Below are 24,618 nucleotides of genomic sequence, written 5' to 3' on the forward strand. Positions count from 1 at the left end.
TGACGACCATAGCGAGTGGGAACCACCTGATCCCTTGCCGAACTCAGAAGTGAAACCGCTCAGCGCCGATGGTAGTGTGGGGTCTCCCCATGCGAGAGTAGGTCATCGTCAGGCATTTATTCAGAAGAACCCCGATTATCGAGAGATAGTCGGGGTTTTTCGCATGCATGGGGAGACCCGCTTTTTATATGTGGGGCCGCACTGCGTGCGGTCCGGCCACTCGCAGGCTCGTGGCGTTCGCCACCCCTTGCAGCTTCGCTGCAAAAGCCAGGGTGGCTCACCCCCATGCGACTCCCCTGTAGGGAACAGGGGAGAACCGCCGCAGGCGGGCCCTGAGGAACGAAGGGCGAGTCTCAGGGAGGAGGCGAGTAGAGACATTGATATCTAAGCGTCATCGGCAGGCATTTATTCAGAAGAACCCCGATTATCGAGAGATGGTCGGGGTTTCTTAATTTAAAAAGCCGCATGCATGGGCTCTTGATACGTTCAGCCGCTTTTTATGTGTGGGGCCACGCCGAATACCCCCTCGGCGTGGTCCGGCCTGGCTCTTCTCAAGGGCGGGCTCGTGACCTTCGCCACCTCTTGCAGCTTCGCTGGAGCCGTTGTAAAGAGCGCCAGGGTGGCTCACCCCCATGCGACTCCCCTGTAGGGAATAGGGGAGAACCGCCGCAGGCGGGCCCTGAGGAACGAAGGGCGAGTCTCAGGGATGAGGCGAGTAGAGACATTGATATCTAAGCGTTATCGTCAGGCGTTTATTTAGAAGAAGCCCAATTTCGAAAGGAGTTGGGCTTTCTTTATTTAAAGAGCCGCATGCATGGACTCTCTATACGTTCAGCCGTGTGCTACACGTGGGCGCGCTTAAGCACTATCCGCTGCGCTCCAGTTCGTCGTGATGAGGGGCTGGGCGTCTATGTCCCGGCCTTAGCGCAGCGATCACGGGAGATCCACCCAAAAGAGCATTGTGGAAATGTGTCGACCTATTCGATAGTAGAGCGAACAGGGATGGGCCTAGTGGCTTTTCTCTACTGGATCATCAGGGGGCACGAGTGCCCCGGCAGGGAGGCGAACATGCTGGAAACCTTGGGGCTTGCGGTATTGATCGGGCTTGGTGGCACTGCGCTACTCGATGTATGGAACCTGCTGCTGAACAGGACGTTGGGTCAGCCGCTACCGCCCTGGCACCTGATCGGCCGCTGGTTCGCCGGCCTGCCGCGAGGTCAGCTGGTTCATCGTCAAGGTATCTCCGCGTCGGTACCTGTCCGAGGGGAGCTGGCCATCGGATGGTGCATGCACTACGTGGTAGGAATCAGTTTCGCGCTGGTACTTCTGCTGATTTGGGGCCTTGAATGGGCCGCTATGCCGACGTTTGGTCCGGCTTTGATGGTGGGGCTGGTGACCGTTGGGGCCGGCTGGTTCATCCTGCAGCCGGGACTGGGGGTTGGCGTGGCTTGTTCCAATGCACCGAACCCTGGTCTCGCACGCCTGAATAATGTGGTAGGGCATGTGGTGTTTGCGCTCGGCATGTATCTGGCGGCGCGACTCTTCACCGCTATCTGAGCGGGGCTCTGATCAATGATGCTGGGGTGAAGTGTGGCTCCAGGTAGACCGTATTGGCGCTAAGGGGCATGCCTTGCAGCGCTGCGGTGAGTGACGATCGAGTAAGATCCGGCGCTGCCAAGGCTACCGCTTCGCCGAGCAGGATGCCCAGGGCATAGCCTCTTAGGGACTCTGGGCCTTGCTCATGGGCAGCGGCCCAGCTGAGTGCTTGCGGATGAGGAATGGCGAGAATCACATCATGACCGTTGGCGGCCAAGGCTGCGGCGTGATTGCCCAGATGACCAAGGCATCCCGCCAAGGTACGTGGCGTCTGCCGTCGCTCACCGTCTTCCAGCTCTGCCACGATGTCCTCGCTGGTGACCAGCGCAACGTCGGGCGCTGCCGTCACCGGTAAGATCATGGTCAGCAGGCGAAAGCGGAACTCATCGCCATCTTGCCCCAGTAGGCCGACCTGCTCAGCGCTGATGCGGCGTACCTCAGCCAAGGCTGCCAGGAGGCAGGCGGTTTTCAGGCGCTCTTTCAACATGGTGTCCAGCTCCACCAGGGTGAACAGGGCATCCTGTCGTGTGGTCATTTCAATCCGATGTGACGAAGGACCCTGCTGGTGGTGGCGGGAAATGGCGGCGCTAAAGCCGATATCAAGATCGGAGCTGCCGGAGATACCGATCAAGACACGCTGATCGTCGGCAGCCGGAGCGGCATTCGCCGCGTAGCTCGGGTGACTGGGGTGACTCAATAGGACAACGCACCCTGCCAGAAGCAGGCTTCGAAGGACGGCTCTCAATAGGAAGGTCCTTGTCGCATGTTGTATTAGCAAACCACCAATAGCGTGAGTGATCAAGCCAGGGGTGACCGTCAGCGGGAATCATGCTTGAGCGTTGCGGCCTCTTGCCGCAAGCGTTCTGCCAGGGCGCGAGCCGGCTCGCTCAGTGAGCTGTCTTTGCGAGTGATCAGACCGAAGGGAGCCAAGGTTCTTGCCAGAGTGACCGGTAGGAGACGGGCCCACCGTGTACTTACTAATGCAGCTGTGCTCAAGATATCACTCGGCGACGATAAGACAGAACCCCAGGTACCAGCCTGGCCACGACTCACCACAATTTCATCGGTGGCGCCTTCGTTGGCTTGTTTGAGCACCTTTAAGTCTTCGACCCGGCCAGCGGGGGATATTCTGCGGCGTATTTTTGGACCGTGGGAGATCGGGCGTCCTCAGTTTTCTATGGCTGAGCCGCTGTTTCTGGCCCTGATGTCCCGTCTTGACGTCCCCGACCCCGACGTCACTTTCCTTGAGCTCTTTGGACCGGGCCATCTCTATCGTTGCTTGTGTTGCTCTATCGTTGCTTGTGTTTCGCTCCCACCGCGCTTAGGCATCAATGCTACTGGTCAGTTGCCGTCAGCTCGGTAGACTTCGGCCTCGGCAGGCAGTTGGTTGCAGTTTTCGATCTATGCGTCCATTCTTGTACAAGTTTGGTACATGATGTGGTGCGTTTTGCTACGCACAGTTCGGACCGTGATGTTGCCGGTAATCAGACGCCGCCCACGGCGCGATGCTGGCATCGCTTCAACAAGGAGGAAGAGACCTGTGACCATCTTTGAAGCCCTGCGCGAGAGCCACGATAAACAGCGCCGACTGCTGGAACTGCTGGTGGAGACGGAAGGTAACAGCGAAGGGCGTGACGAGCTGTTCAAGCGACTCAAGGAAGAGCTCGAGAATCATGCCGGTGCGGAAGAGCGAGCGCTGTACGTGCCGATGATGGAATATGACATGACCCAGGAGAAGGCGCGCCATAGCGTGGCCGAGCACCACGAAATCGATGAATTGATCGAGACGCTGGAGTCCACGGACTATAGCTCACCAGGCTGGCTGGCCAATGCCAAGAAACTGCAGCATCTGGTCACCCATCATCTGGAAGAAGAAGAGCAGGAGGTCTTTCAGCTGGCAGGTCGTGTGTTTGATGATGCCACCAAGGCCAATCTGGCCGAGGAGTACCATCAGGACATGCAGGATCGCGAGGCAGGATAGCGCGGCCTGTCGGGTCCACAGGACTCGTCTGGTGGGAGAGCGAAAGTACGACAGTACAGTGAAGGCGTCGGAGCGAGACTCCGACGCCTTTGTTGTTGAGCGCCGTCTGACGGAGCTTACTGATTCAGTTCCTGTTCGGTGAACAGTTCCGTGAACAGCGCGGAGGTAAGGTAGCGTTCGGCGCTATCTGGCAGTATCACCACGATGTTCTTGCCGGCGAATTCCGGCAGCTTGGCGATACGAGTGGCGGCCGCAACAGCTGCACCGCACGAGATACCGCACAGGATGCCTTCTTCACGCATCAGCCGGTGGGCCATCTCCATGGCATCATCATTGGTGACCGTTTCGATGCGATCCACCAGACTCATGTCCAGGTTGTCCGGGACAAAGCCTGCTCCGATGCCCTGAATCTTGTGGGGGGCAGGAGAGAGGGACTCGCCGTCCCGGGTCTGGGTCAGGATGGGGGAGTCGCTGGGCTCCACCGCCACCGTGGTGATGGCCTTGCCCTGGGTGTTCTTGATATAGCGTGAGACCCCAGTGAGGGTGCCTCCAGTGCCGACACCAGCGACGAAGACGTCGATGGCGCCATCGGTATCCTGCCAGATTTCCGGCCCGGTGGTGGTTTCGTGGATACGCGGGTTGGCCGGATTGGAGAACTGCTGCGGCAGGAAGTAACGCTCGGGATCCGACTTGGCCAGTTCCTCGGCCTTGGCAATGGCGCCCGGCATGCCCCTGGCAGGATCGGTCAGCACCAGCTCTGCGCCCAGGGCCTTCAGCACCTTGCGGCGCTCCAGACTCATCGAGGCCGGCATGGTCAGCGTCAACGGATAGCCCTTGGCGGCGGCCACGTAGGCCAGGGCAATCCCGGTGTTGCCGCTGGTGGGCTCGATGATGGTCATGCCCGGCTTGAGCACGCCGCGCTCCTCCGCGTCCCAGATCATCGCTGCGCCGATTCGGCACTTGACGCTGTAGGCCGGGTTGCGGCCCTCAATCTTGGCCCAGATGGTAGCGCCTTCATTGACCCGATTCAGTCGTACCAGAGGGGTGTTGCCGATGGCCGTGGCGTTGTCTTCATAGATCCGTGCCATATCAGGGCTCCTTCGCTTGAGGCCCGCCGTCCAGCGCTGTAGCGGTGACCGCCTGTCGCGTGCGGGCTGGGGTGGTCGAGGTATAAGGCGTCTAGGTGTTCTCACTATGCATCAGTATGGCCTCTATCACGAGAGAGCGAGGACTCGCTAACCTTTCAACGCTATCAGCGCGAGGAAAAGAGCACGCCCGCGCAGGGCGGGCGTGAGGTCGGTGGCGGGAGCCAAGTGCGTGCGCTAAGTGCGTGCGCTAAGTGCGTGCGTAAGATGCGTGCGCTTACTCACGGTCCCAGCGAACAAAGGCCTCGACCACCTCCTGGGGACGTTCCAGCGGATAGAAATGGCTGGCGTCGAGGTATTCCCAGGTCGCGTGAGGCATGATGCGGGCCAGGGCAACGCCTGACACGTAGGGGGGCTGGAAGGGATCATGGATCCCCCACAGCAGCATCGCAGGCTTGTTCCACATCACCATCTGGGGGGAGGCTTCCAGGGTCAGGCGATGGTCCATGGCCTTCAAATATTCAATGAAGTGGCGCCGGGTGGAGGCGTTCTCTGCATAGTTGCCGTAAAGGTCGTTGAGTATCTCGTCTGTCAGGGTCTCGTCGGGATTCAACAGCCCCGCAGACGCGAAATTCCTGACGATGTCCCGCACATTTTCTTCGTTGAAGATCTCTTCCGCCTCATCTGACTTGGCCTTGGCGATAGCCGCGTTGGCCTCAGGGACCGGCCACATGTCCAGCACGGCGGAGTTGCCGATGACGATCTTGCGCACCGCGTTGTGATCTTTCAGCTCAGGATCGGTCACCATGATTTGAGCGATACCGCCACCAAGGTCGTGGCCGAACAGAATATAGGGGCCTGGCATCACCTGATTGGCGAAGGCCGTCATGATCTCTGCCTGGCCCTTGAGGGAATGGTCGGCGTCCATGGGTCCGTCGGTGTAGCTGAGACCGAGCTGGCCCGGCGCGAACACATGGTAGCCCTGATCTGCCAGCAGCGGACCGACCTTGGAAAACAGCACGCTGTTGAGGGGGATGCCATGGATGAGCATGACAGCAGGATCACCTTCCTGCCCCCACTCCCGATAGGCGACACGGTAGTCGCCCACATCTGCATACTGGCGGCCGGGCATTTCATCGGCCGCGGCGATCTGGGAACCTGCTGCCAGGGGCAGGCAGAGGGCAACAGCAAGAGCGATAGCAGGGATCGTGCGCATCAATTGGCGACTCCTTCAGGGGCGTGGTCTCTTGTGACGCGGGATGTGGTGACGTAGTGACGTTGAACAGCCTGTCCTGAGGGCGTGGGCGGCACCGCTGGGGCCGCCATTGCCAGCAGTACAGATGCCGTTCGATGGCACCCGGCTTATGCCGTCTGGAGTCCGCGCAGAGAGCACCCAGCGAAGGGGTTGTCGGGCACAGTCCAGGTCAAGATCTATCCAAGACAGGTCCGATCCAAGACAGCCGCGATCCAAGACAGCCGCGATCCAAGACAGCCGCGATCCAAGACAGCCGCGATCCAAGACAGCCCCCATCCACGTCAAGAAAAGGCAGTTCATACTCTAGATCAGCGTATGTCGTTTGAGAGTGGGCCTTGCCTATCAGAAGCATGTTTGAGCATAACGTGATGGAAGCAGGCTGATTTCTGCCAAGTGTCCGTGACCACAACCGTGACAGGCATGGCGCACTGGTCCATCACGAATCAAGGAATCTTGCATATGACCGAGCAATATCAAGCGTCGGCCGGAAAAGGCAGCGTACTGGTGACAGGGGCTTCATCCGGCATCGGCGATGCCATCAGCCGCGCGCTGCTCGAGGAGGGCTTCACCGTCTACGCCGTTGCCAGGCGTACCGAGCGCATGCAGGCATTGGCGCAGCAAGGCGCCCACGTCATGGCGCTCGATATCGCCGATGGAGACAGTATCGCCAGGCTGGTGAAGACGCTTAGTGATGACGGAGTGGTGCTCGAGGGGCTTGTCAATAATGCCGGCTATGGCAGCTATGGGGTGCTGGAAGAAGTCCCCATCGAGGAAGCTCGGCGTCAGTTCGAGGTCAATGTCTTCGGGCTGATGGCCTTGACCCAGGCGTTGCTGCCCAGCATGCGCCAGCGTGGCCGTGGTCGCATCGTCAATATCGGTTCCATGGCGGGACGACTATGGATGCCCGTGGGCGGCTGGTATCACGCCACCAAGTTTGCGCTTGAGGCCCTGAGCGATGCATTGAGGGTCGAGCTGCGACCCTTCGGGATCAAGGTGAGCCTGGTCCAGCCCGGAATGATACGTAGCGAGTGGGCAGACATCGCACGCGCATCCCTGGAGGAGGATGCCGCTGGAGCACCCTATGCTCGCATCAAGCGTGGCATGTCCAGGGTGCTGGCCGATCAGCGCCAGGCCGGCGAGCCTGAGCAGATTGCCAGAGTAGTGCTGCACGCGTTGACTGCAGCGCGACCGCGTCGGCGTTACCTGTTGCCGCTGCACGCCAAGCTCCTGGTGGGGCTGCACTGGTTGCTGCCCACCTGGCTTTACGAACGCTGTGTTCGGGCAATGCTGGCACGGCAGGGGGCTTCCACGCGAGATCGTTGATCTTAGGGACTCCATTGCCTAACGTCGCCACGTACCGGCACGTGAGGGTGGCATACCCCTGAATGCGACACGCCCCCAGCCGCAAGGTGGGGGCGCGCTTCGTTACGGGCCGACGGTCATGTCAGGCGCCAGTCTAAGCGGTTTACAGTCGGCTGGCGGGACGCAGATCGTAGTCGAAGTACTGCTCCATCAGGCGCTCAAAGGTGCCGTCGGCATAGACCTCGTCGAGGGCCTCATTGAAGGTTGCGGCCAGGGCCTCGTCCCGGGGGCGTACGGCGATGGCGTTGCCCCTGCCAAAGATCGACTCCGGTGAATTGATGCGCTCGCCGACTTGGGTGAAGTCGCCGTCTTCCTGCTGGATGGAGAGCGCCTCTATGGCCACCGGGTAGTTGATGAAGGCGAGATCCAGGCGCCCGCTTTCCATATCCAGGGCCACCTCATCGGCGGTGGCGTAGCGCCGGATGTCCAGCACCTCACGATAGCGACCGGTGATGTAGGTGTCCTGGGTGGTGCCGCGCTGCACGCCGACGGTCATGCCCTCGAGGCTTGCCAGATCTTCGGGATCGACCACGGCGTCTCGGCGAGCCACCCAGACCTTGGGTGACATGGCGTAGGGCTCACTGAAGCGCACCTGGCGCTCGCGGGCCTCGGTGATGCGCATGGATGACAGGATGGCGTCGTACTTGCGTGCCAGCAGCCCAGGAATGATGCCGTCCCAGCCTTGCACGATCCATTCGCAGTCGAGTTCAGCGCGGCGGCAAAGCTCGTTGCCCAGATCAATTTCGAAGCCGGCGAGTTCACCGTTGGCATCGCGATATTCAAACGGAGGGTAGGGCACATCCACGGCAATGCGCACCTGGCGGGACTCATCGGCGAGGGAGGGGGCTGCCGCCGCCACCGCGCAGGTAAGGGCAAGGGGAGACAGCAAATACTTGGAGAATGAACGCATGGAAGACCTTGTGTTGTCGTCGGGGGAGTCTTGATGACGTTGTCGTTATGTGGATCACGGGGGGCTGCTTGCGCCCCCCATGGTCTGTCGGGTGTCGTCCGCGCCGGGGTCAGGCCGGCTGCAGGCGTCGGGAGCGCCGGTGGTGGCGTATCGCCAGCACAATGGACAGTGCCGCCAGCAGCAGCAGTCCTAGTGAGATGGGGCGCGTGAAGAACAGCGTCCAGTTCTCATCGGACATCAGCGCCCGGCGCAGGTTGGTCTCGGCGATGGGGCCCAGAATCACACCCAGCACCAGCGGAGCCAGAGGATAGTCGAGCTTGCTCAGCAGGTAGCCGAAGATGCCGACGCCCAACAGCAGGTAGACGTCAGTGACGCGGTTGTTGAGGGCAAAGGCACCGATCACACAGCACACCAGCACAACCGGAACAATGATCGACTTGGGCACCTCGGTGACGCGCAGGAACCAGCGCATGCTGAACAGGCACACCACGAGCACCATCACGGCGGCCACCAGCATCGCCATGAACATGCCGTAGACCAGGTCGCCATGGTCCATGATCAGCCGGGGGCCAACGCCGATACCATGCACCATCAACGAGGCCATCAGTACGGCGTCCACGGCACTGCCGGGGATGCCGAGTGCAATCATCGGAATCAGGCCGCCGCCGGAGGTGGCGGAGTTACCGGATTCCGAGGCGATGACCCCCTCGGGGGTGCCCGTTCCGAAGGCTTCCGGTGTCTTGGAGGCACGCTTGGCCTGGTCGTAGGCGAGCAGGTTGGCGATGCTGCCTCCGGCACCGGGAACAGCACCAATGAAGACGCCGACCAGCGAAGAGCGCAGCAGGTTGATCGGATAGCTGATGGTTTCCTTCAACGCCTTGAGCGGGCTGAAGCTGACGCTCTCCGGCATCAACGCCTTACCGTGCTTGATGCCGTCTGCGTCCTCTACCTCGGACAGCAGCTGGCTGACCGCAAAGATGCCAATCAGCACCACCAGGAAGGGAAAGCCGTTGGCGAGCAGGTCAGAGTCAAAGGTGAAGCGAGCCACGCCCATCATCGGATCGGAGCCGACAGTCGCGATCAACAGCCCCAGTAGCCCAGTCATCAGGCCCTTCAGCATGGACTTGCCGACCAGGCTGGCGACCACCGTCATGGCGAAGATGATCAGGGAGAAGTATTCCCAGGCTCCGAGTTTGACGGCGATGATCGCCAGCGGCGGGGCGGCGATGATCAACACCACCACGCTGACCAGGGCTCCGAAGAAGGAGGCCCAGATACCCAGTGCCAAGGCACGACCCGGCTCGCCCTTGCGCGCCATGGGGAAGGCGTCGAAGGTGGTCGCAACCGATGACGGCGTGCCGGGAATGCCGAGCAGTGCGGCCGAGATCAGACCGCCGCTGTAGCCGCCGACATACACTGCAAGCATGGTGGCCACGCCTTGCAGCGGCTCCATGGTGAAGGTGAGAGGCAGGGTCAGGACGATGGCCATGGTAATGGTGAAGCCGGGAATGGCCGACGCAATCACACCGGCGATGACACCCAGCAGCATGGCGATCATGGTTGAAACGGTAAAAAGCTGATCCATACCGGACAGCAGCGTATCCATCATGAGAAGTTTCCTCGAGACGTCGTTGCCGGTTTAGCCGAACAGGCCGCGGGGCAGGCTGATGACGAAGACGTCACGGAACAGAGTGTCCACGCCTAGCGAAAAGATCACCGCGATCACCACGGCGATGGCCACCGGCTTTGCGGTGCGGGCACCCAGCATCCATTGACCTGCCAGCAGAAAGCCGAAGGACGCGAGACTAAAGCCCAGCCAGGGCAGCGTGATGATGTAGACCGCAAAGAGTCCTAACACGGCAAAGGCCAGTCGATGCCGCCAGATCCAGGTGCCGGCCTGGCCGCGAGCCGCAGCGGGCTGGGCCATGAAGCGGCGGCCTTCCTTGACGGTAATGGCCAGGTTGAGAACGACTAGCGCCGCCAGCACCAGACGCGGGAAACTGCCGGACCCCAGTGGCTCCCACATCGAGGAGGGCAGGTCACGGGCCTGCACATAGAGACCGGTGAACAGCGCCGCCAACCCCAGGTTCAGAAGCACGTGGGCCAGGTGGTCGCCACGGCCCTGGGCGACCGGCCCCCCCTGGGGGGAGCCTGCTGATGGAGCGGTTGCAGGGGACAGGGTGTCGTCGTGGGAAGCACTCATCGCGCCAGCTTCCCTGATAGACGCTCGATGGTGGCATCGCTGGTCTCGAGGTATTCGGCGAAGGCGTCGGGGCCTTCAAATACCACGCTGGCGCCAGCGTTGTGCACGGCCTGGGCGAAGGCTTCATCCTGGCTCATGGATTCGAAGGCGGCGGCCAGCACGTCGATACGTTCCTCGGGTGTGCCCTTGGGCGCCAGGATGCCGCGGATGATGTTGAGCTTCAGCTCCGGGTGTCCCAGTTCGGCGAAGGTGGGCACGTCCGGCGCTTCTGGCTGGCGCTCCTCGCTGCCGACGGCCAGGAAGCGCAAGTCACCGTTCTTGACGAATTCGCCGCTGGAAGAGATATCCCCGATGGCGGCATCAATATGACCGCCTACCAGCGCGCGAATGCGAGGGCCGGTGCCTTCGAAGCCGACATAGCGAAACTGCAGGTCCTCGGCTTCTTCCATCATCGCGGCGTGGATATGTGGCACGCCACCCAGGGTCACGCCGAAGCGCACCTCGCCAGGATGCTGCTTGGCGTAGTCGACGAACTCGTCAAAGGTGCTGTAGGGAGCATCGCCGGGCACGGTCAGGTACTGAGGGGACTGAGTGACGGCGGCTACCGCCTCGAAGTCATCGTAGTTAAGAGGTGTGAGGCCGGTGTGGCTGGCGACCATCAGGCCCTCGTGCACCTGCCCGATGGTGTAGCCGTCCGCATCGCGCCGTGAGAGTTCCTTGAGACCGGTAGTCCCGCTGACGCCGGGCATATTGATGACCGGCAGGGGCTGGCCAAGGTAGGTTTCCGCGTGGTTCGCCACCAGCCGCATCAGGGTGTCGCTACCGCCGCCAGGGGACCAGGGCACGATGAACTCGACGGGGTCTTCTGGAAACGCCTCCTGGGCCATGGCCTGGGGGACGATGGCCATGGAAGCAGCTGCCACGGCAAGGGCGAGGGAGGTAGCGCAACGGCGATGTACAGTGGTCATGTTGATGTCCTGAGCAAGTGATCGTTGTTGATGATTGTTGTGAATGAAGCGTCGGTTGTTATGTGTCGTGGTGTTCACGTCTGTCGTCGTCGGCGTGAGCGGATCAGCCCAGCAGCAAGGCCCCGTAGGCGAGGCCGAAACACACCACAAGGGCCGGATGTACCTTGGTCCGAAGTAGCAGGAAGGCGGCCACTGCGGCGATGATGGCCGTGTGCAGCAGGCCTGACGTCGCCATTCCTTCGCGCAGGAAACTCACCGTCAGATAGGCCATGAGCACCATGACAACAGGTCGGACCCATTGGCTCATGGACTTGACCTTGATCGAATCTCGGTAGCGATACAGGGTGCCCAGGGCGGCCAGCATCAGCAGCAGCGAGGGGCCAACGGTGGCCAGCACCGCGACAATGGCACCGCCGGCGCCGGCCACGTCGTAGCCGATGTAGCCTGCCATCTTGGTCGCGATGGGGCTGGGCAGGGCATTGCCCAGAGCGAGAGTCTCGGCAAAGGCCTGATGGGTCATCCAGCCGTAATGGCCGACGACCTCGTTCTCGATCAGCGGGATGATGGCCGGTCCACCGCCATAGCCGACGATGTTGGGAATGAAGAAGGCCAGAAAGAGCTGCCAGTAGATCATGCAGAGGGCCCTCCCTGAGATGCCTTGCGGCTGGCCTCGGGCCGCAGCAGGGCGGCGACGAGAAGGGCGCCGATGACCAGACCTGGATGTACGCCGAGGCCGTAGATCAGCCCGCCGGCGACCCCGCCAAGCACCAGGGTGGCGATAACGCCGAGACCTGCACGAGACTTGTTGAAGAAGTCAAAGGTCAGCTGGGCCATCATCACCATGACCACCGGTACCACCCCGAGGCCCATGCCCTGGACCCAGCGTTGATCGCCGTAGCGACTGTAGAGCCCAAGCAGGGCGATCATCGCGAAGATCACCGGCACGATGACGGCAACGACGGCGTTGATGGCGCCCAGCACGCCACCGACACGGAAGCCGATATAGCCGGCCATCTTGGTGGCAATCGGGCCCGGTAGGGTATTGCCGATCGCCAGCACATCGGCGAAGGCGTCGTCGTCCATCCAGGCGTGGCGCTTGACCACCTCCTGGTGGACCAGTGGGATCATCGACGGTCCACCGCCGAAGCCGAAGATACCGATGCGAAAGAACGCGGCGAACAGTGAGGCGTGTTGTCCCATGGCTTAGAGCACCGCAATGCTGGAGTCGGTACGCGGCTCGGTACCGCCGCAATAGATGCCGGTGTCCGGGTCTCGCAGGATCATCTGTCCGCGGCCATAGCTGCGGCTGTCCGTGTCGACCTGCATACGGTGACCACGCGCTGCCATGGCGCGAACCAGCGGCGCAGCATAGCTGTGTTCGATACCGATGGTGCGTTCGCCCAGCCACTGCCAGCGTGGGGCATCCAGTGCTGCCTGGGGATTGAGCCCGAAGTCGACCAGATTCATCACGACCTGCACGTGGCCCTGGGGCTGCATGAAGCCGCCCATGACGCCGAACGGCCCCAGCGCCTTGCCATGACGGGTGAGAAAGCCGGGAATAATGGTATGGAACGTCTTCTTGCCGGGCTTGAGGACGTTGTCATGATGCTCGTCCAGGCTGAAATCATGGCCGCGGTTCTGCAAGGAGATACCGGTACCCGGGACCACGACCCCCGAGCCGAAGCCGTGATAGTTGCTCTGAATGAACGACACCATGTTGCCATCGGCGTCGGCCGTGGCCAGGTAGACGGTGCCGCCGGCCTTGGGGTCACCAGGCTCGGGGTCGATGGCCGAGTCGCCGATCAGCGCGCGGCGCGCGTCGGTGTAGTGGTCGGACAGCAGCTCCTCGACCGAGTAGGTCATCGCCTCGGGCTCGCTGATGTGCGTCTTGCCGTCGGTGTAGGCCAGTTTCATGGCCTCGAGCTGGCGATGCAGCAGTTCAGGATCGTCGCGATGGGACGGTGCAAAACCGTCGAGCAGGCGCAGTGCCATCAAGGCCACAAGACCCTGCCCATTGGGCGGTATCTCCCACACATCCACGTCACGATAGCGGGCAGAAATGGGGGTGACCCACTCGGGCTGATAGCTCGCCAGGTCTTCCTTGCGCAGATAGCCACCGGTACGGCGTGAAAATGCGTCGATGACCTCAGCCAGCTCACCGCGATAGAAGCTCTCCCCATGGGATGCAGCGATCGCCTCCAGGGTGTCGGCCTGACCGGGGTTGGTAAACCATTCACCCGCCTGCGGGGCACGCCCGTCGAAGGTGAAGGTATCGAACCAGCCCTGGGTGGCCTCACCTTCCAGGTGGCGCTTGAAGGTGGCCGTGTCGCGCTGCCACAGGCTGGCGATAACGGGCGAGACCGGAAACCCTTCCCGGGCCAGGCGAATGGCGGGTGCCAGCAGGCTTGCGAAGTCCAGCTTGCCGAAGCGGCGCGACAGTTCCGCCCAGGCGGACGGCGTACCGGGGACCGTGACAGGGGTCCAGCCGTATAGCGGCACCTTGTCATGCCCCGCCTCGACCAGCATTTCCCGCGTCAGCGCCTGGGGGGCAACACCGCTGGCGTTGAGTCCGTGCAGCTCGCCGTTGCCGTTGTCATCGCTGGCGATCCAGACCAGGGCAAAGGCGTCGCCGCCGATGCCGCAACCGGTCGGCTCGACGACCGTCAGTGCCGCTGCCGTGGCGATAGCGGCATCGACTGCATTGCCGCCGCGGGCCAGTACGTCGCGTCCCACCTGGGCCGCCTGGGGCTGCGAAGTGGCCACCATGCCGTGGCGAGAATACGTAGGGCTGCGTCGAGACGGGAAGGGCGTGGCATCGGGATAGGGCGTGGACAGGTGACCGCAAGCGGTTGCGGAAGCAGTGCCAGGGATATCGCGCTGGGAAGACATGGCGTCTCTCGTCGAAAGAAAAGGTGGTAATCGGTATTGTGTTTAAAAATCGATTTTGTGGTTTGACTATGCCGTGCGCTGCAGCGAGCGTCAATCCCTGGGCAGGTGACTGACGTCAGTGCCGTGCGGGCTCTCTCCAACCACCGCCCCTGGGCAAGACAGCAGGGGCGGTGGCGACAGGGCTATGGCGTCAGGGCTATCGCTTGTCAGCGCAGGGTAGCGGGTTGCTGTTGCGGGAGCTCTTCACTGTCGTGGCCCAGGGTCCAGCCGGTCAGGACATACAGCAGGGAAAAGGCGATAGCGCCGTAGCAGAGGATGGCGTAGACAAAGAAGTCCGCCGTGGCGACGCCCAGGGTGGCGGCGGTAAAGGCCCCGGTGACACCCCAGGGCACCAGCGGCGACAGCGTGGTACCGGTATCCTCGAGGATGCGTGACAGGTTCTTGGTAGGGCTGCCGCTGCTGGCGACCAAGGGTCGTAGCAGCGGGCCGAGCAGAGAGAATGTCACGTAGTAGCTGCCGGTCAGCAGAAAGGCCAGGCTGTGCAGTGCCATCGATCCTCCCAATACCTGGCGGCGCGCGGCGTGGCGGCGGGCCAACCAGGCAATGGCGGCGTCCAGGGTGCCGGCGCTCTTGAACGGTGCTCCCAGCACCGCCGCCGCAATCAGCACCGCCACGGTGGACATCATGCCCTGCAGCCCCCCACGAGAGAGCATCTTGTCCACCATCGCCACGCCAGTATCGGCAACAAACCCTGCGTTCATGGCGCTACCGATCTCGGCGAGGCTGGCGCCTTGCAACACCACGGCGATCAGCGCAGCGCTGACGATACCCAGCATGAAGGCGGGCAGCACCGGCTTCTTGGCCAGGATGCAGCCGAACACGACCAGCGGCGGAAGCAGTGTGAGTAGATTGTCGCTGAAGGTAGCGGCCAGGGTGTCGATGATGGCTTGGGTCTGGTCCGACATGCCGTCCGTCGTCATCGCCGCACCGGCTTCGGCGACACCATTGCCGAGCCATGCATAGACGACCAGGGCGATCAGGTACGCCGGTAGGGTCGAATAGAGCATGTGGCGAATGTGACTGATGATGTTGACCTCGCACACCGCCGAGGCCATGACGGTGGTGTCCGACAGGGGCGACAGCTTGTCGCCGAAGAAGGTGCCGGTGACGATGGCTCCTGCGGCGTAGGCGGGCGGAATACCAAGTCCCAGCGCGACGCCCATCAAGGCCACACCGATGGTGCTTAGGGTGCCCCAGGAAGTACCGGCCATGACCGACATCAAGGAGCACGAGAGACACGCCACCACCAGGAACAAACCCGGTGTCAGTGACTCCAGGCCTAATGTCACCATGGCCGGGATGGTGCCGGACAGCATCCAGACCCCCACCATCATGCCGACACTCATCAGGATCAGGATAGGCACCAGCATCGCCTGGATCCCCTTGAGCAGGTCGGCTTCGAGGCGTGACCAGGCGATACCCCACACCAGACACAGGGTCATGGCGATGGCGCCGGCGACGATCAATGCCACCGCTGTGGGAATACCGAGGCCCATGATGCCGACCAGCAGGCTGCCGATGGCGGCCACCAGCAGCAGCGCGTGGCGACGGCCAGAAAGGGAGACCGCTGGTTCCTGGGCGTCTTCGGGGTGAGAGGGACCACCCGTGGAGGGGACACGTTCAGCCGCTGAAGAGGAGTGTTGGGACATAGGGCGCTCCAAGGCAAGTTGTTATGGTTGTGTTGTCGAGATCGACGTTTAGAGAGCTGTTCAGATAGCCCTTCAGATAGCCCTTATGGCCGCTCTTTACGACAGCTCTCTTCACGCAGACCGCCTGGTGATCGTCCCTGCTGAAGGTTCGCGAAGGCTCCAGGTCTGGTCCGGCCTGGACGATGGCGACTGAAGCGTGGCCGAAGGCTGGCTGATGTGCGGTCGATCTCTGATGTTTCTTGGTTGATGTCGCAATTGATGTAAGAAATATCGTCATATGATGGTAAAATCGATATTTCGGCAAAAACTATGCCCCGGCGCTTGGCGAACGTCAATTGCCGACGTACCCTGCACCTCTGTCCTTCACGAGTCCTGTCATGACCACGTCCCAACCGGCCGAGGCGGCCACCAGCGGCGAGACCGCCGCCAGCCAGGTATTCCATGCCCTCAAGGTGGATTTGATTCGCGGTCGCTTTGCCGCCGGGGAGAAACTCGCCATCAGCGCCCTGAAGGACCGCTATGAGGTGGGCTTGAGCCCCCTGCGGGAGGCGTTGAACCGGCTTGCCGCCTACGGTTTGTTGGAACAGCACAATCAGCGGGGTTTTCGCGTGCCGCCGCTGTCAGCGGATGAGCTTGAAGACATCGCCAGGCTGCGGGTGCAGCTGGAGTGCATGGCACTGACCCAGGCGTTTCAAGCAGGGGATGCGGAGTGGGAGTCACAGCTGCTCGCCGCCAGTCACCGGCTGACGCGTGCCAACAAGGTTCAGGGCGAGGTGGAACAGTGGGAGCAGGCCCACCAGCGATTTCATCGCACCTTGCTGGCGCCCTGTGGCTCTCATTGGCTGCTTCGCTTCATCGAACAACTGCACGATCAGTTCGACCGCTATCGCCGTCTGGCCCCGGGCAATCCTGAGATTCGCGAGCGCCTGGACGCCCAGCACGGTGAATTGGTGACGCTGGCGCTGGAGCGCCGCATTCATGATGCCCGGCATCTGCTGGAGGACCACATCCGCCAGTCCTGGGAAGTGGCCAAGGGCGCCTGCGCTGCCCGCTGATATTGCCCAGGCAGCGCCCTGGTAGCGCCTGAATACGGCCAGTGGTTCAGTGTCAGCGGCGGGTTGGATGCAGCTGAAGGTAGCGATTTTTCGACGGGAGCAGGTGCTGGCGACACAGCTCGCGAAGGGCGTCGCGATCTTGACGGCGGATGGCCTCGATCATCGCTTGGTGCTCATGCCGCGCCCTGGAGAGACTGTCACTATCGGCGATCGCGATAAAGCGAATGCCGTGTGCTTTCTGGGCGAACTCATTGATCGTGTCAGCCAGATAGGGATTGCCGGTCGCCGCAAACAGGGCCCGATGAAAGGCGATGTTGAGGTGAAAGACACGGCGCAGGTCCTGCGCATCCACCGCAGCGCTGTAGCGCTGGTGCAGTTCGCTGAGCTCGTCAAGCCATGAGCTCGGAGCCGGCAAGGGCAGGGCGTCGACGCCGGCCAACTCAAGAATCTCGCGCATGGCGTAGAGGTGTTCCACTTCTTCCGGCGTATAGGCCTTGACGAAGGCGCCGCGATTGCGGATGCGCTCGACCAGTCCAATATCCTCGAGCTGGAACAGCGCCTGACGCACGACATGCCGCTTGCAGTCGAAGCGTTCGATCAGATCTTCTTCCACCAGACGTTCTTTCGGGTGCAGGCGCCCCAGAACAATGTCTTCTTCTACACTGCCGACTATCTCCTCAGCCACACTGGCGGCACTGGGCCGAGTCTCGAGGTCGTCAGCATCCTGCACACTAGATCGGCTCATCTCGCGTCCCCTGCGATGGTGGTGGCGGTCGAGCATCGGCGCGAGGACGATGCTCGTCTAGTCTACCAATAGCGGCGAGCGCCTTCACCGCTGGTCTGGCATTGTCACCGCTGGTCAGGCGTCTGGGCACGGCGGCGCGGCACGCGACAGTGGAGTTCAGGGCGACATACGGCAAAATCACAGCCCTGGTCAGCCTGCAGGATCTGCTCCATGAACAGCCGACGATAGCCGAGCAAAGCGCCCGTGTCCGCAGCGGCTGAGCTGTGCTGCCGACGACGGCTTTCCAGGGTCTGCTCATCGACCTCGAGCGACAGCCGGTTGGCGGCCACGTCGAGGGTGATGATATCGCCATCGCGCACCAGCCCAAGGGGGCCTCCCTCGGCAGCCTCCGGCGACACATGCAGGACAATAGTGCCGGCGGCGGTGCCACTCATGCGCCCGTCGGAGATCCGTACCATGTCCTTGACCCCTTGGGCGGCAAGCTTTTTCGGAATCGGTATATAGCCCGCCTCCGGCATTCCCGGCGCTCCCTTGGGGCCAATGTTGGCCAGCACCAGCACGTCGTCCGGATTGACGTCGAGCTCAGGGTCATCAATGCGTTGGGCCAGGTCTTCCAGCGAGTGAAACACTACCGCTCGTCCGCGATGCTGCATCAGGCTGGCAGACGCCGCAGACTGCTTGATGATGGCGCCGCTGGGCGCGAGGTTGCCACGCAAGACGGCGATGCCGCCCTGGGCATAGATGGGGCGCGAGCGAGGGCGAACCACCGGCTGATCGATCAGGTGCACGGCCGCCTCGATGTTTTCGCCTAGCGTACGACCGTTGATGGTCGGTGCGTCCATGTGCAGCAGCGGCCCCAGCTCACGCAGCAAGGTGGGCAAGCCACCCGCCCGGTGAAGGTCTTCCATGTAGCCCTCGCCAGAGGGCTTCAGGTCCACCAGCACGGGGGTCTGCGCGCTCATCTGATCGAAGGCCTCCAGATCGATGTCGATGCCCAGGCGTCCGGCAATGGCCGTCAGGTGAATCAGGGCATTGGTCGAACCACCCAGTGACAGCAGCACGCGCAGGGCATTCTCGAAGGCCTCGGGGGTGAGAATCTGCGATGGCGTGATGCCCTCCTTGGCGAGCCGCACGGCCTCGGCCCCCGACTGTTCCGCGATTCGCTGACGGTCAGCGTAGACCGCCGGAGCGGTCGCACTATTGGGCAGCATCATGCCCATGGTCTCGGCCAGACACGCCATGGTACTGGCGGTCCCCATCACCGAGCAGGTCCCCACCGTCGGCACCAGCTTGTCGTTCACCTCGCTGATTTCCGCATCGTCGATGTCCTGTCCACGGTAGGCCGCCCAGTAACGCCGGCAATCGGTGCAGGCGCCGACACGAGTGCCACGATGGGAGCCGGAGAGCATCGGGCCTGTTACCAGCTGGACGGTGGGAATGTCGGCGCTGGCGGCGGCCATCAACTGGGCCGGCACGGTCTTGTCACAACCACCGATCAGTACGACAGCGTCCATCGGTTGGGCGCGGATCATTTCCTCGGTATCCAGTGCCATCAGGTTGCGCAAGTACATGCTGGTGGGATGGGCAAAGGACTCGTGCAGGGTAATGGTGGGGAACTCCACGGGCAGTCCTCCGGCCAGCATGACCCCGCGCTTGACGCTCTCGACCAGCCCAGGGACGTTGCCGTGGCAGGCGTTGTAGCCGCTGTAGGTATTGGCGATGCCGATAACCGGCCGGGACAGCGCGTCGTCGGTGTAGCCCATGCCCTTGATGAAGGCCTTGCGCAGGAAGAGCGAGAAGTCGGCATCGCCATAATTGGTCAAGCGGTTGGACATGCCCAGGGTGGCACTCTTGTGGTTGTTGTCGGAGTCCTGACTCATGGTTGGGTCCTCACAGTTCTGGGTGCTGACGGGTGAGCGATAGCGCGCGTTTACCTTGGCGTTGTTATCGCTCCCGAAGGGAGGTGACAGGGAAGGGTGTCACTGGTCCTTCCCGCCTCTCGTTGCAGCAAGATTAGGACGAGAAAAGATGGTTAACAAGATTATTGACAATTTTATTGGCAACCTACTACGTTGATGTTGGCAATCACGATGTGCTCGGTGCCGGACCCGATAACACCCAGCGCCCCAGGGCGTGACCAAAGCTCGACATCGAACCGCACGCAACAACAAGCGCAACTACAAGCGCAACACAATGACAACAGCACGTGAGGTGCAGCCATGAACAAGCGTGGAGCATACGCCGCCATTCTCCTCTCGACCCTGCTCTTGCCTGGCGCCGCCATGGCGGACTATTCCGCCGGCGACGAGATCAAGGTGCTTCAGGGCTTCAAGGCGGGCGGGGGGAGCGATGCCCTGGCCCAGTTGACGCAGCCTTTCCTGCGCGAGCAGCTCGGGGTCGACTTCGTCAACGAGTATCTGCCGGGGGCGACCGGGGCCATCGCCTGGACGCGTCTGGCCAAGCAGACCGAGGCCGACGGCACGACCATCAGTATCACCAATACGCCGATGCTGATGACCAACTACATCATGAACGACAGCATCACCTATTCGATTGAGGAGCTGACGCCCATCGCCAACGTCGTGACCGACCCCGGCATCATCGTGGTGCCGGCCGACAGCCCCTACCAGAGCGTCGAGGACTTTCTCGCCGCCGCTGAGCAGAGTCCCGGCGCTATCACGGTCGGCAATTCCGGCGTTGGTGGAGACGACTTTTTCTCGACCATTCTGATCGAGCAGGCCACCGGGCTGAGCTTCCAGAAGGTGCCCTTCCAGGGCGATGGCCCATCGGCCACGGCGGCCATGGGCGGGCAGATCGACGCCAGTTTCAACAATCTTGGCAACGTCTACGGGCATATCCAGTCTGGCAGCCTGCGTCCGCTGGCCGTGTTCTCTCGTGAACGTCTGTCGATGCTGCCGGACGTGCCCACCCTGAGCGAGAAGGGCATTGAGGTGGTGGCCGGGTCGTCGCGAGGCTACAGCGCGCCCGCCGGTATTCCCGACGAGGCACGCCAGCAGCTGATCGATGCCTTCGAGGCGCTCAAGACCAACGACGAGTTTAAGCAGGTCGCCGAGGAGCGCGCCATGAACCTGGATATCCAGACCGGTGACGACTACCAGCGGATGATCGAGGAGATGGAAGGTCAGTTCGAGCAGATCTGGGCCAGCGTCAAGGATGACGTCAACGGTTGATGGCAGGGGTGGGAGAGGTCGAGCGCCTCTCCCCCCTCGACATCATCGGGAGAAGACAAGATGAAACTTAGCCGTCTGCTGTTTGGCCTGCTGGCGCTCGGTGTTGCCGCGCTGTTTGGCATCACCTCGCTGGGATATCCCAGCGCTGCGGCAAGAATGCCGCTGATCTATGCAGTGGTGGTGGCAGCCTTCGCTTTGGCGATGATCGCTCAGGAAGTGCTCGGAGCCAGGAGGGCAAGGACCGCCGAGGCCAGTCATCGACCGACGCGAGAAGGCAGTCAGTTGCGAGATGTGCAGGCCCATGACCCCGCCGCCGTACCAGGTGAAGCTGATACCGCCGACGCTATCGATTCCGCGGGCCATGCTCAGTCCCCGATCCAGAACCAGGCCCAGACCCAGACACCGCCCGCCAAGCCGGTCAAGGCGCTGATGGTGTTCGCGCTGGCTGTCGTCTACGTCCAGGCCATCAACTATTTGGGCTACGTGATCGCGACGGCGGCCTTCATGGGCCTGGCGCTGGTCCTGGTCCGCCACGTATCGCTGCGCTTCAGTCTGATCGGTATCGCGGCGCTGATCACGGTGGTGTGCCTGGTGTTCATCGGCTTTCTGGGCCTGCCCGTGCCGCTGCTGCCGTCGCTGTCATGAGCCGGATAGTGTCCTGCCAATGTGATCCGCTTCGCCGGAGCCTTCAGCGCATCTGAGCGAACCTGGAGCCTGACCCTATGAACGAAAATCTCGTCATGGTGGGGTTGAGCAATGTGCTCACCCTGACCAATGTGTCACTGATCCTCGGTGGTACCTTGCTGGGGCTGTTTGTCGGCGCCATGCCTGGGCTGTCCGCCACCATGGCATTGGCCTTGCTGCTGCCACTGACCTTTACCATGGACCCGGCGACCGGGCTTAGCATGCTGGCCTCGTTGTACGTCGGCGCCTCCTACGGCGGCTCCATCGCCGCCATCTTGCTGCGTACCCCTGGCACCCCTTCGGCTGCCGCGACCGTGCTGGACGGATTTCCGCTGTCCCAGCAGGGGCAAGCGGGCAAGGCGCTGGGGATTTCGCTGTTTGCCTCCTTCTTCGGGGGCTTGATGAGCGGCGTCGCGCTGTTGACGGCGGCACCGCTGCTCGGCGTGCTGGTGCTCAAGTTCGGCCCGGTCGAGCTGTTTGCCATTGCCGTGCTTGGCATCACCATCATTGGTTCCTTGTCCCAGGGCTCCATCGTCAGCGGCCTGCTGTCGGGGGTGATGGGGCTTCTGCTCAGTACCGTGGGCATGGACCTGATCACCGGCACCCCACGCATGACCTTCGGCAACATCAACCTGTTTTCAGGCATCGAGTTCACGGTGGCGCTGATTGGGCTGTTCTCGATTCCCCAGGCATTGATCCTGCTGGAGAACGCCCACGACAACGATAAGGTGGCAAGCAAGATCACCGACCGCCTGGTACCGCGGTTCAGGGAGCTGCGCCAATTGATGCCGAACATTCTGCGCTCTGGCGGTATCGGGATCGTGACTGGCTTGATCCCCGGCACGGGGGGCGATACCGCCAGCTGGTTTGCCTATAACGAGGCCAAGCGCTTCGCCAAGGACAAGAGCCGTTTCGGGAAGGGTGACATCGCGGGGGTCGCTGCCCCGGAGTCCGCCAACAACGCCGTTGTCGGCGGTGCTCTGATTCCCACCATCGCCCTGGGCATTCCAGGCAGTTCTTCCACCGCGATTCTGCTCGGCGCGCTGATGGTCCAGGGCATTCTGCCGGGCCCCAACCTGCTGACCGACTACGGCGACGTGACTTACACCCTGATCTGGGCGGTGATTCTGGCCAATGTGGGCCTGCTGGCGGTCGGCCTGGCCTTCACCCGTGTCTGCGTGGGCGTGACCAAGGTGCCGGACAGCTTCGTCGCCTGCGCCATCATCACGCTCTGCGTGATCGGCGCCTTCGCGATCAACAACAGTCTGTTCGAGGTAGGGCTGATGCTGGGGTTCGGGCTGTTCGGCTACTGGATGAACAAGGCCGGTATCTCGCCAGCTCCGATGGTCATTGGCCTGATCCTGGGGCCGGTAATGGAAACCAGCTTTCAGCAGTCGATGCTGATTGGTCAAAACAGTCCCGTGATTTTCCTCAACAGTCCCATCGCCATGGTGCTGCTGGGTATCGCGGTGCTGTCGATCCTCCAGGCAACGCCCTTCTTCCGCTGGCTGCGGGGACGACTGACCGGCGCCTCACGCCGGGGCCGCACGGGCTAGCGCCAGAACGTGGCTAGAGTGCGGCTAGAGCGCCGGGGCACAGTGCCCACCCCCGGCGTTCGTCCTCCTGGGTGGATCGCCGGGTATCGACCCTAGGCACGTTTGAAATAGACACGTTTGAAATAGGCAGGTCCGACATAGACACGTCTGAAATAGACACGCCCGAAACAGACAGATCCAACAACAATGTCTCAAGGAGTTCGCCATGACCCGTATTACCGATGTTCGTGCTCGTACCGTCAGCGTTCCATTGGATCACCCCACCAGTTTCTCCAACCGCCAGGTGTTCAAGCGTGACTATGCACTGGTCGAGGTCGAAGGCGATGACGGAGTGGTGGGTATCGGCTTCTGCTACGGCGGCAATAACGCCGGCGCACTGGTGTCACAGGCGGTGCGTGAGTTGCTAAGGCCGGTGCTGTTGGGGGCCGACGCCCACGCCACGGAAGGCGTGTGGCAGGCCATGTATCAGGAGTCGTTGCTGCATGGTCGAAGTGGCTCGGTGATGCGAGCCATCAGCATCCTGGATACGGCATTGTGGGACCGCAATGCCCGTGCCGCCGGGCTGCCCTTGTTCAAGTATCTGGGGGCCAGCGACAGCGAGTCGGTTCCGGCCTATGCCAGCGGTGGCTATTACCTGGAGGGCAAGACGCCCGCCTTGCTGGCCGAGGAGATGGCCGGCTATGTGGCGCAGGGCTTCAAGGCGGTGAAGATGAAGGTGGGGCGCGATGACCTCGCCGGCGAGGAGGCCCGACTGGCAGCGGTGCGCGAAGCGGTGGGGCCGAACGTGGCGGTCATGCTCGATGCCAACAATGCCTGGCGAGATCTGCCGTCGGCGCTGGCCTTTGTGCGCATGGCTGAGCCCTATGCCCCTTACTGGATTGAGGAACCGTTCAGCCCTGATGACATCGACAACCATCGCCGCCTGGCAGAGCGGACGCCGGTGCCGGTCGCCACCGGCGAGATCGAGGCCGGGCGATGGCGCTTCAAGGAGCTGCTGGAGCAGGACGCGGCGATGATCCTGCAGACCGACGCCGCCGTCTGTGGCGGTATCACCGAGTTTCGTCGAATCACTGCGACGGCGGCGAGCTTCGGCGTCGAGGTCTATCCCCATTGGTTCCATGACTTGCATGTCCACCTGGTGGCGTCGGCCCCGAACGCGCGCATGGTGGAATTCTTTGCCGACGATCAGGTGCTCAACTTCCGCCGCCTGGTCGATACCCAGCTGGAGTTTGCTGACGGCAATCTGCTGCTGCCCAAGACCCCTGGGCTCGGCTTCAACTTCTGCAGCGATGCGCTGGAGCGTTACGCCAGCGAGCCATGGTCGTGAGAACGGTTCTTGAGACCCGCTCTTGAGGCCCGCTCTTGAGGCACGGTCTAGCCATGGAATAGCGGCATGTGACGTCGTCAATCTGCCGTCCTGTACAGCGTG

Annotated in this window: 21 protein-coding genes and 1 rRNA gene; 9 read left to right on the forward strand and 13 right to left on the reverse strand. The window is 62.2% G+C overall.

All coding sequences use genetic code 11. The features are described 5' to 3' along the window. Both rrf and KUV45_RS09845 read left to right on the forward strand, forming a co-directional pair. Positions 1–114: ribosomal RNA gene (rrf, locus tag KUV45_RS09840) — 5S ribosomal RNA — on the forward strand; the annotation flags it as partial. A 954-nt stretch (positions 115–1,068) separates the two neighbouring features. Further along, positions 1,069–1,557 (forward strand): DUF2938 domain-containing protein, encoded by a 489-nt coding sequence (locus KUV45_RS09845; protein ID WP_222162919.1) that lies wholly within the window; start codon positions 1,069–1,071, stop codon positions 1,555–1,557. Here the strand turns inward: KUV45_RS09845 and KUV45_RS09850 are convergent. Further along, positions 1,550–2,293 (reverse strand): hypothetical protein, encoded by a 744-nt coding sequence (locus tag KUV45_RS09850; RefSeq protein ID WP_222162920.1) that lies wholly within the window; start codon positions 2,291–2,293, stop codon positions 1,550–1,552. The two genes, KUV45_RS09845 and KUV45_RS09850, sit on opposite strands and share 8 nt — an antisense overlap. Positions 2,294–3,136: 843 nt before the next feature. Here KUV45_RS09850 and KUV45_RS09855 point away from each other — a divergent pair. Next, a complete protein-coding gene (locus KUV45_RS09855) occupies positions 3,137–3,577 on the forward strand; it encodes a hemerythrin domain-containing protein (protein ID WP_206936877.1) in 441 nt (146 codons plus the stop codon). A 116-nt stretch (positions 3,578–3,693) separates the two neighbouring features. Here KUV45_RS09855 and cysK read toward each other — a convergent pair whose 3' ends face one another. Together cysK and KUV45_RS09865 are read right to left on the reverse strand one after the other, a co-directional pair. Next, the gene (gene cysK / locus KUV45_RS09860) at positions 3,694–4,665 is read right to left on the reverse strand and encodes a cysteine synthase A (protein WP_206936878.1); all 972 of its coding nucleotides are present in this window, start codon (positions 4,663–4,665) and stop codon (positions 3,694–3,696) included. A 274-nt stretch (positions 4,666–4,939) separates the two neighbouring features. Beyond that, on the reverse strand, positions 4,940–5,878 hold the full coding sequence (locus KUV45_RS09865; protein ID WP_222162921.1) for an alpha/beta fold hydrolase: 939 nt from the start codon (positions 5,876–5,878) through the stop codon (positions 4,940–4,942). Between the two features lie 498 nt (positions 5,879–6,376). Between KUV45_RS09865 and KUV45_RS09870 the strand changes: the two genes are divergently transcribed. Next, a complete protein-coding gene (locus tag KUV45_RS09870) occupies positions 6,377–7,240 on the forward strand; it encodes an oxidoreductase (protein WP_222162922.1) in 864 nt (287 codons plus the stop codon). A 142-nt stretch (positions 7,241–7,382) separates the two neighbouring features. Here KUV45_RS09870 and KUV45_RS09875 read toward each other — a convergent pair whose 3' ends face one another. The 8 genes from KUV45_RS09875 to KUV45_RS09910 form a co-directional block, all read right to left on the reverse strand. Further along, positions 7,383–8,189, reverse strand: coding sequence for a transporter substrate-binding domain-containing protein (locus tag KUV45_RS09875; RefSeq protein WP_206936883.1), 807 nt, complete (start codon positions 8,187–8,189; stop codon positions 7,383–7,385). A gap of 109 nt (positions 8,190–8,298) precedes the next feature. Continuing rightward, on the reverse strand, positions 8,299–9,798 hold the full coding sequence (locus KUV45_RS09880) for a tripartite tricarboxylate transporter permease (RefSeq protein ID WP_222561535.1): 1,500 nt from the start codon (positions 9,796–9,798) through the stop codon (positions 8,299–8,301). 30 nt (positions 9,799–9,828) lie between these two features. Then, positions 9,829–10,392 carry a tripartite tricarboxylate transporter TctB family protein gene (locus KUV45_RS09885; protein WP_222162923.1) on the reverse strand — a complete coding sequence of 188 codons (564 nt, stop codon included), beginning with the start codon at positions 10,390–10,392 and terminating at the stop codon, positions 9,829–9,831. Beyond that, positions 10,389–11,360 (reverse strand): tripartite tricarboxylate transporter substrate binding protein, encoded by a 972-nt coding sequence (locus KUV45_RS09890; protein WP_206936886.1) that lies wholly within the window; start codon positions 11,358–11,360, stop codon positions 10,389–10,391. Before KUV45_RS09890 ends, KUV45_RS09885 begins: the two co-directional genes overlap by 4 nt. A 103-nt stretch (positions 11,361–11,463) precedes the next feature. Further along, the gene (locus KUV45_RS09895; protein ID WP_222162924.1) at positions 11,464–11,994 is read right to left on the reverse strand and encodes a chromate transporter; all 531 of its coding nucleotides are present in this window, start codon (positions 11,992–11,994) and stop codon (positions 11,464–11,466) included. Beyond that, complete coding sequence (locus KUV45_RS09900; RefSeq protein WP_206936890.1) at positions 11,991–12,560, reverse strand: chromate transporter; 570 nt, start codon at positions 12,558–12,560, stop codon at positions 11,991–11,993. The genes KUV45_RS09895 and KUV45_RS09900 overlap by 4 nt, the downstream gene beginning before the upstream one ends. 3 nt (positions 12,561–12,563) lie before the next feature. Next, positions 12,564–14,126: a gamma-glutamyltransferase family protein gene (locus tag KUV45_RS09905; RefSeq protein WP_224852054.1), complete on the reverse strand. Its 1,563-nt coding sequence runs from the start codon at positions 14,124–14,126 to the stop codon at positions 12,564–12,566. 329 nt (positions 14,127–14,455) lie between these two features. Beyond that, complete coding sequence (locus tag KUV45_RS09910) at positions 14,456–15,958, reverse strand: Na+/H+ antiporter NhaC family protein (protein ID WP_222162926.1); 1,503 nt, start codon at positions 15,956–15,958, stop codon at positions 14,456–14,458. Between the two features lie 377 nt (positions 15,959–16,335). Here KUV45_RS09910 and KUV45_RS09915 point away from each other — a divergent pair, with 377 nt between their 5' ends. Next, positions 16,336–17,013 carry a GntR family transcriptional regulator gene (locus tag KUV45_RS09915; protein WP_222162927.1) on the forward strand — a complete coding sequence of 226 codons (678 nt, stop codon included), beginning with the start codon at positions 16,336–16,338 and terminating at the stop codon, positions 17,011–17,013. 52 nt (positions 17,014–17,065) lie between these two features. Here the strand turns inward: KUV45_RS09915 and KUV45_RS09920 are convergent, their stop codons facing one another. Both KUV45_RS09920 and KUV45_RS09925 read right to left on the reverse strand, forming a co-directional pair. After that, positions 17,066–17,758 (reverse strand): GntR family transcriptional regulator, encoded by a 693-nt coding sequence (locus KUV45_RS09920; RefSeq protein WP_222162928.1) that lies wholly within the window; start codon positions 17,756–17,758, stop codon positions 17,066–17,068. A 104-nt stretch (positions 17,759–17,862) separates the two neighbouring features. After that, entirely contained in the window at positions 17,863–19,638 is a 1,776-nt protein-coding gene (locus KUV45_RS09925; RefSeq protein ID WP_222162929.1) for an IlvD/Edd family dehydratase, read from the reverse strand. Between the two features lie 339 nt (positions 19,639–19,977). Here KUV45_RS09925 and KUV45_RS09930 point away from each other — a divergent pair, with 339 nt between their 5' ends. From KUV45_RS09930 to KUV45_RS09945, 4 genes are all read left to right on the forward strand, one after another. Next, positions 19,978–20,949, forward strand: a complete 972-nt coding sequence (locus tag KUV45_RS09930) for a tripartite tricarboxylate transporter substrate binding protein (protein ID WP_222162930.1) — start codon at positions 19,978–19,980, stop codon at positions 20,947–20,949. A gap of 60 nt (positions 20,950–21,009) precedes the next feature. Further along, complete coding sequence (locus KUV45_RS09935; RefSeq protein WP_222162931.1) at positions 21,010–21,594, forward strand: tripartite tricarboxylate transporter TctB family protein; 585 nt, start codon at positions 21,010–21,012, stop codon at positions 21,592–21,594. Between the two features lie 77 nt (positions 21,595–21,671). After that, positions 21,672–23,189 (forward strand): tripartite tricarboxylate transporter permease, encoded by a 1,518-nt coding sequence (locus KUV45_RS09940; RefSeq protein ID WP_224852046.1) that lies wholly within the window; start codon positions 21,672–21,674, stop codon positions 23,187–23,189. A gap of 205 nt (positions 23,190–23,394) precedes the next feature. After that, on the forward strand, positions 23,395–24,516 hold the full coding sequence (locus KUV45_RS09945; RefSeq protein ID WP_222162932.1) for a mandelate racemase/muconate lactonizing enzyme family protein: 1,122 nt from the start codon (positions 23,395–23,397) through the stop codon (positions 24,514–24,516). The last annotated feature ends 102 nt before the right edge of the window (positions 24,517–24,618 follow it).

The sequence above is a fragment of the Halomonas sp. DP3Y7-2 genome (genome assembly GCF_019800795.1).
Lineage (GTDB): Bacteria > Pseudomonadota > Gammaproteobacteria > Pseudomonadales > Halomonadaceae > Halomonas > Halomonas litopenaei_A.